The sequence below is a fragment of the Pseudomonas sp. Pse79 genome (assembly GCF_024519615.1).
Classification (GTDB): domain Bacteria; phylum Pseudomonadota; class Gammaproteobacteria; order Pseudomonadales; family Pseudomonadaceae; genus Aquipseudomonas; species Aquipseudomonas veronii.
Genome location: NZ_JALJRR010000054.1, coordinates 1 through 5,301 on the forward strand (window position 1 = coordinate 1; position 5,301 = coordinate 5,301).

At 65.7% G+C, this 5,301-nt stretch carries 2 protein-coding genes; both read right to left on the bottom strand.

Annotated elements, in window-relative coordinates; translation table 11 throughout:
• The coding region (locus NR164_RS30100; RefSeq protein ID WP_256823658.1) for a non-ribosomal peptide synthetase at nucleotides 1-4,630 on the bottom strand (4,630 nt) is incomplete at its 3' end.
• A 3-nt stretch (nucleotides 4,631-4,633) separates the two neighbouring features.
• Nucleotides 4,634-5,301, bottom strand: a 668-nt coding sequence (locus NR164_RS30105; RefSeq protein ID WP_256823659.1) for a phosphopantetheine-binding protein, incomplete at its 5' end; no start/stop codon positions are given.

Consider the following 5,301-nt stretch of genomic DNA (forward strand, 5'->3'; position numbering starts at 1 on the left):
CCAGCAGGTTCAACTGGCCGAGGGTCTGCTGCGGATCGGCGACCATCGCCTGCAACAGGTTCTGCCAATGCCGCGCCATACGTTGCACGGTCGACGCTTCGAACAGGTCCTGGGCATACCCCAATGTGGCCCAGATACCTTCGGTGGACTCTTGAATATCCAGGTCCAGATCGAAATGCGCGGTCCGGCTTTCCCACTCCAGCCCTTCTACCCGCAGCGTCGGCAATTGGTGCTGGACCTGGGCCTGGCCGACGTCGGTCTGGTGGTTGAACATCACTTGGAACAACGGGTTGTGGCTCAGGCTGCGCTCGGGTTGCAGGGCCTCCACCAATTGTTCGAACGGCAAGTCCTGGTGGGCCTGCGCCTCCAGCGCCCGTTGCCGGGTCTGCTGCACCACTTGCGCGACGCTCATCTGCCCGTGAATGTCGGCCTTGAGCACCTGGGTGTTGACGAAGAAGCCGATCAGGCGCTCGGTTTCACTGCGGTTGCGGTTGGCGATCGGCACGCCGACGCGGATGTCTTCCTGGCCGCTGTAGCGGTGCAGCAAGGTCTGGAACGAAGCCAGCAACAGCATGAACAGGGTCACGCCCTGTTGCTGGGCCAGGGCCTTGAGGTCGTGGGCGAGCGCGGGCGCCAGTTCGATCGGCAGGCGTGCGCCACGGTGGCTTTGCACCGCCGGGCGCGGGTGGTCGAACGGCAGCTCCAGCACGCTCTGCTCACCGCCGAGCCGGTCGCGCCAGTAGCTCAGTTGGCGATCCTTCTCGCCCGCCTCCATCCAACGGCGCTGCCACACGGCGTAATCGGCGTACTGGAGCGGCAGCGCCGGCAATACCAGGGTCTGACCCTGGCTGAACGCGGCGTAGAGCTGCACCAGTTCTTCGACCATCAGTTGCATCGACCAGCCATCGGAGACGATGTGATGCTGCACCAGCACCAGCACATGCTCATCGGCGGCCAGGCGCAGCAGGCAGACACGCAGCAACGGCCCTTGTTGCAGGTCGAAGGGCTGGGCGATCTCGGCTTCTACCCGGGCCTTCAGCGCAGCTTCATCGACATCGGCGCACGCGATGGGCAACGACACCTGCGGTTCAATCACTTGAACCGTGCGCTCGCGCTCCTGGCGCAGGGAGGTGCGCAGGCTTTCATGACGGGCCAGCAAGGCCTCGAAACTGCGCTGCAACGCCGCGCGGTCGAGCTGGCCTTTCAGGCGCAGCGCGCTGGGGATGTGGTACGCCGCGCTGTGCGGCTCCAACTGCCAGAGAAACCACTGGCGCTCCTGGGCATACGACAGCGGCAACGGCTGGTCGCGCCCGGCCGGCAGCAGGGCCGGGGCTTTCGGGGCGGCGGGATCGGCGGTCGTCAAGGCAGCGACAAAGCCTGCCAGACGCGGCTGCTCGAACAGCGTCTTGAGCGGGACTTCCAGGTCCAGGGCCTGGCGAATGCGCGAGACCACTTGCATGGCCAGCAGGGAATGCCCGCCCAGTTCAAAGAAATGATGGGCCAGGCCGACACGCTCGACGCCAAGGATATCGGCCCAGATCGCCGCGATCTGTTGCTGCAGCGGCGTGACCGGTGCCAACCATGCCTGCTGTGCCGAGCCGCCGACGGGTGTCGGCAGGGCCTGGCGGTCGAGCTTGCCGTTGGGGTTCAAGGGCATGCGCTCGAGGAAGATCAGGTGCGCCGGCACCATATAATCGGGCAGTTGCTCGCGCAAAGTGGCCTTGAGCTGTTCGGCGGCGCTCATCTGCTGCGGCTCGGACAATGGCTGCGTCGCCACCAGATAGGCCACCAACTGATTGTCGGCGGCCAGCACGAAAGCCTCACGGACGTCATCCTGGGCCAGCAGCAGCGCCTCGATTTCACCCAGCTCGATACGGAACCCACGGATCTTCACCTGGTGATCGACGCGGCCGACGTATTCGATCACCCCGTCGGCGCGATAACGCGCCACGTCGCCGGTGCGATAAAGACGCTCGCCCAGGCGGCCGAACGGATCGGCGACAAAGCGCTCGGCGGTCAGGCCCGGACGTTGCAGGTAAGCACGCGCCAAGCCGCTGGCACTGGCGATGTAGAGTTCGCCCACGGCGCCGACCGGCAACAGGTTGAGGTCGCCGTCCAGCACATACAACGCCCGCCCCGGCAACGCGCGGCCAATCGGGCTGGCGCTGCCGCCGATCACCCCTTCGTCGGCGCTGCAATCGAGCACGCTGGACACCACCGTGGCCTCGGTGGGCCCGTAGGTGTTGAGCAGCCGCACGTGCCCCAGCCCGGTTCGGCGCCACATCGCCGGGCCGTCCAGGGGCATGGCTTCGCCGCCGATATGCACCTGGCGCAAGGCCCCGTAAGACCGTGGGCCCGCCGCCAGGCAATCGTGCAGGAACAGTTTCCAGTAAGCCGTCGGCAAGTCGGCCAGGGTGATGCCCTGATCGATGATCTGCCGGTACAGGTCGGCGCCGTCCCACAACTGCGGGCCGCGCAACACCACGGTGGCGCCCAGGGTCAGCGCCGGGTACAGCTGCTCGACGAAGCCGTCGAAGTTCAAGGTGGCGAACTGCAGCACCCGATCCTGAGCGACCAGGCGCGAGTAGTCGGCCGCGATGTCGGCGAACTCACTCAGCGCCGCGTGGCTGATGGCAACGCCCTTGGGTTTGCCGGTGGAGCCCGAGGTGTAGATCACGTAGGCCAGGCTCTGCGGCTCGACGTCGAGCGCCGGAGCGTGTTCGGCATACGGCGCCAACGTCGCGTGGGCCAGGTCGATATCCAGGCAGGTCAACGACCCGGCCAACGGCAGGCGCTCACGCAGGTGAGACTGAGTCAACACCAGGCGCACGCCACTGTCCTCGAGCATATGCACCAGGCGCTCGCGCGGATACTCAGGGTCAAGCGGCACGTAGGCACCGCCCGCCTTGAGCACCGCCAACAGGCTGACCACCATGGCAAAGGAACGCTCGACGGCGATACCGACCAGGCCGTCCGGGCCGATCCCCTGGTCGATCAGGTAGTGCGCCAGACGATTGGCCTGGCGGTTCAGTTCGCCATAGCTGAGCGTCTGGTCATCCAGGGCCAGCGCCTGGCGTTCAGGATGCTGGCGGGCCTGGGCCTCGAACCGGTGGTGTACGGCTTGTGCGACGGCGACGCTGGCCGGCGCGTTCCAATCCTGGAGCATCGTCTGCTGCTGCGCACGGTCGAGCATCGGCAGCGCGCTAAGACGGCTGCGCGGCGCACTCACCAGCGCCTGGAGCAGGTTTTGCCAATGTTGCGCAAAGCGCTCGATGGTCGCCGCCTCGAACAGGTCGGTGGCGTAGGTCAGCGCGGCCCACAGGCCTTCAGCGGATTCATGGGTGTCCAGGCTCAGGTCGAAATGGGTGGTCTGGTTGTCCCAGTCCAGTTCCGTCACGCGCAGGCCGGGCAGGTGCTGGCCGTCACCGCTGGCCTGGGTGTCGGTCTGGTGGTTGAACATCACCTGGAACAACGGGTTGTGGCTCAGGCTGCGTTCAGGCTGCAACGCCACCACCAACTGTTCGAACGGCAGGTCCTGGTGCGCCTGGGCTTCCAGGGAACGACGCTTGGTCTGCTGCAACAGTTCGGCAAACGTCATCTGCCCGTCGAGATCGGCCTTGAGCACCTGGGTGTTGACGAAAAAGCCAATCAGCCGCTCGGTTTCGACACGGTTGCGGTTGGCATTCGGTACGCCGATGCGAATATCCGCTTGGCCGCTGTAGCGAAACAGCAGGGTCTGGAACGACGCCAGCAGGAGCATGAACGGCGTCACGCCTTCTTGCTGCGCGAGACGCTTGAGGCCCGCCACCAGGTCCGCCGGCAGCTGCACCTGCAGGCTCGCGCCGCGATGGCTTTGCTGCGCGGGGCGCGGGTGATCGAGGGGCAATTCCAGCACGGGTTGCTCACCGCCCAGCAGGTCCTGCCAGTACGCCAACTGGCGGGCCCTCTCCCCGGCCTCCATCCAGTTGCGTTGCCACAGCGCGTAGTCGGCGTACTGGATCGGCAGGCCCGGCAGGCTAAGGTCCTGGCCCTGACTGTAGGCGGCATACAACTGCACCAGTTCCTGGACCATCACTTGCATCGACCAGCCATCGGAAACGATGTGGTGCTGCACCATCACCAGCACATGCTCATCTTCCGCCAGTTGCAACAGGGTCACGCGCAACAGCGGCCCTTGTTGCAGATCGAACGGGCGGGCGACCTCGGCTTCGACCCGCGCCATCAGCTGCGCCTCGTGAACAACCTCCTGCCGGATCTCGACACGCGCCTCGGGCTCGATGGTTTGCAACAGTTGCTCACCGTCCTGGATCAGCCGGGTGCGCAGGCTTTCGTGGCGCGCCAGCAGGCTGTCGAAGCTGCGCTGCAACGCCGCCAGGTCCAGGCGCCCCTGCAAGCGCAATGCGCCGGGGATGTGGTAGGTGGCGCTGTCCGGATCCAACTGCCACAGGAACCACTGGCGTTCCTGGGCATAAGACAGAGGCAGGCGTTGGCCGTCCTCGCGGATCGAGGCAATCGGCAGTTGGGCGAAGCTCATGCCACGGCTTTGCAGGCGCTGGTAAAACTGCTGGCGCTGTTCCAGCGGCAGGCGAAGAAAGCGCGAAACCAGATCGATATTAGGGTTGGAACGCATGGGTCAAATCGCCTCTAGTTCGCTCAAAAAGTCACGAAGGTCGTCGAAATCTTCCGCGCTGCCGGCGCGGAAGGTGGCAGCGGCCTGCACGTAGGCGCGCAGGGTTTCGGTCTGGAACACTTCCACCAGCGGCACTTCCAGGCCCAGTTCAGCCTGGACCCGCGAGGTGATCTGGATCGCCAGCAACGAGTGGCCGCCGACCTCGAAGAAGTTGTCGTTCAGGCCCACATGCGGCAGGCGCAGCACCTCGGCCCAGATCGCGGCGATCTGCTGTTCCAGCTCGGTTTCGGGGGCGACGTAGGCCTGTTGCATCAGGCTCGCGTCCGGCTCGGGCAGGCCCTTGCGGTCGAGTTTGCCGTTGGGGGTCAGCGGCATTTGCGCCAGGAACATGAAGTGCGCGGGCACCATGTAATCCGGCAGGCGGGTTTTCAGGGCGCGGCGCAGGGTGTCGCGCCACTCGGTGTGGTTGGCCAGGCTGGCATCTGCCGGCACCACGTAGGCCACCAGTTGCTTGCCGGTCGGGCCTTCCTGAGCCACCACCACGGTTTCGCCGACGTTGTCCTGCTCGCGCAGACGCGCTTCGATCTCGCCCAGCTCGATACGGAAACCGCGGATTTTCACCTGGTGGTCGACACGGCCGAGGTAATCCACCACGCCATCCGGGCGGCCAC